Here is a 1674-nt window from a genome sequence, read left to right as displayed (position 1 = left end):
ACGGTGCTGTCCGGGGTGAACTCTGTGGTCGCACTCGCCTGTCTGCTCGGCGGTGATGTCGGCCGGGGCGGGCTCGCGGTCAATGTCGGGTTGCTGGGTTGGTCGTTGTGGCGGTTGTCGCGCCCCCGCATGGGGCAATGGTGGCGGCTTGCCGACCTCGCGGTGGTGTCGGTGTACTTGTTGTCCACACCGCTGCTGGTCGGCGGGCCCGAGTTCACGACCGCCGCCAGTCCGATGCTGGCTGTCGCGGGGACGGCGGTCATCTCGTTCTCGCTGGCCACGACCACGATCCGGTCGCTGGGCGCGACCGTCGTGGTCATGGTGTCCTGGGCTGTCGGCGCTGCCGGCGTCGACGGGGTCGGCAACCCGCTGGCGATATTCAGCCTCGACTTCTTGCTCGTCGAATGGGCGATGGCGGCCTTGCTGCGCCGCCTGGTTGTGCGGGCGGCGGCCGCGACCGATGACGGGTTCGAACAGTTGGATCGGTCCCGCATCGCCGCCGAGGTCGCCGAAGCGCGTGCCAAAGCCGAGCGGGAGATGTGGGCCACGATGCACGACACGGCAGCGTCGACGCTGACCATGCTCGGACAAGGAGTGTGCGCGGACCCGGCCCGGCTACGAAGACAGCTGCAACGCGATGTGCAGGCCGTGACCGCCGAGCCGGTGTTCCTCACCGAATCCGGCACCGTCGACGTCGTGCCCTTGATACGAGCGATCTGCGAGGACACCGTGACGCCGGTCCGGTTGACCGCGCCCACGTCACTAGTGCTCGACTCGACCGTGGGACAGGCGCTGGTCTCGGCGACACGGGAGGCGCTGACCAATGTCGACCGCCACGCCCATGCCCGGTCGGCCACCGTCGACATCACCGACGAGCATGTCGGTATCGGTGACGACGGCGTCGGATTCGACAGCAGTGACATCGAACCGAGACGGCGACGTCACGGCATCCGCGGATCGATGATCGGGCGCATCACCGACATCGGGGGCACTGTCGAGATCGAATCGGCACCAGGGCGAGGCACGCAGGTGATCCTGCGCTGGGCCCGCGAGGACGACTCCGCAGCCGATCAGCCGGACGCGTTCGACCATTCGCGGCGCCTGCTGCGCGGTTACGGATACGGGCTCGTCGCGATCGCGGGCATCGTCACCGCGCTGCAGGGCCTGCGCGCACTGTCAGCCGACCATCCGGTGGCGCAGCTGGCCGTGATGGCGGTGGCGTTGGCCACGGTCATCGCAGCCTGGATCGATATCCGCGTCGGACTACCCAAGCTAGTGTGGTGGGCGATAGTTCTCGCCGTGATCGTGGCCGTCCCGATCCAAGCGCTGCTGCTCTCGCCCGAGCAGTTGTCCACCGGCGCCAACTGGGCGGTCGCGGCGCTCGGTTGGCAGATCGCGGCACTGGCCTACACTCGCCCGCGCACGCTGTCGATGACGTTGCTCTGCGCGCTGTGGCTGATCGGCGCCGTCGTGATGCTCGCGCGGGCCCCCGCCACGGCAAACATTGCCGAACTCGTCTACACCATCGCCAGCGTGCTGGTCATGCAAGCCACCGCGATCGGTTTCACCGCATTCCTCCAGCACGCGGTCACCCGCACCAGCCAACTCCGCGCCGCCATCACCGACCTGCAACTGCGAACCACGCTCACCGAAACACTGCGACGAGATCACCGC

At 68.2% G+C, this 1674-nt stretch carries 1 protein-coding gene; it reads left to right on the top strand.

The genetic code is table 11. The features are described from left to right. Positions 1 to 15: 15 nt before the first annotated feature. Positions 16 to 1674: sensor histidine kinase (locus tag FEK34_RS29790; RefSeq protein WP_249359744.1), on the top strand; the 1659-nt coding region annotated here is incomplete at its 3' end.

This window comes from Nocardia cyriacigeorgica, assembly GCF_005863245.1.
GTDB classification, from domain to species: Bacteria; Actinomycetota; Actinomycetes; order Mycobacteriales; family Mycobacteriaceae; genus Nocardia; species Nocardia cyriacigeorgica_C.
The sequence above is the reverse complement of the archived record's forward strand: the minus strand, read 5'-3'. Positions and strand labels throughout refer to the sequence as shown.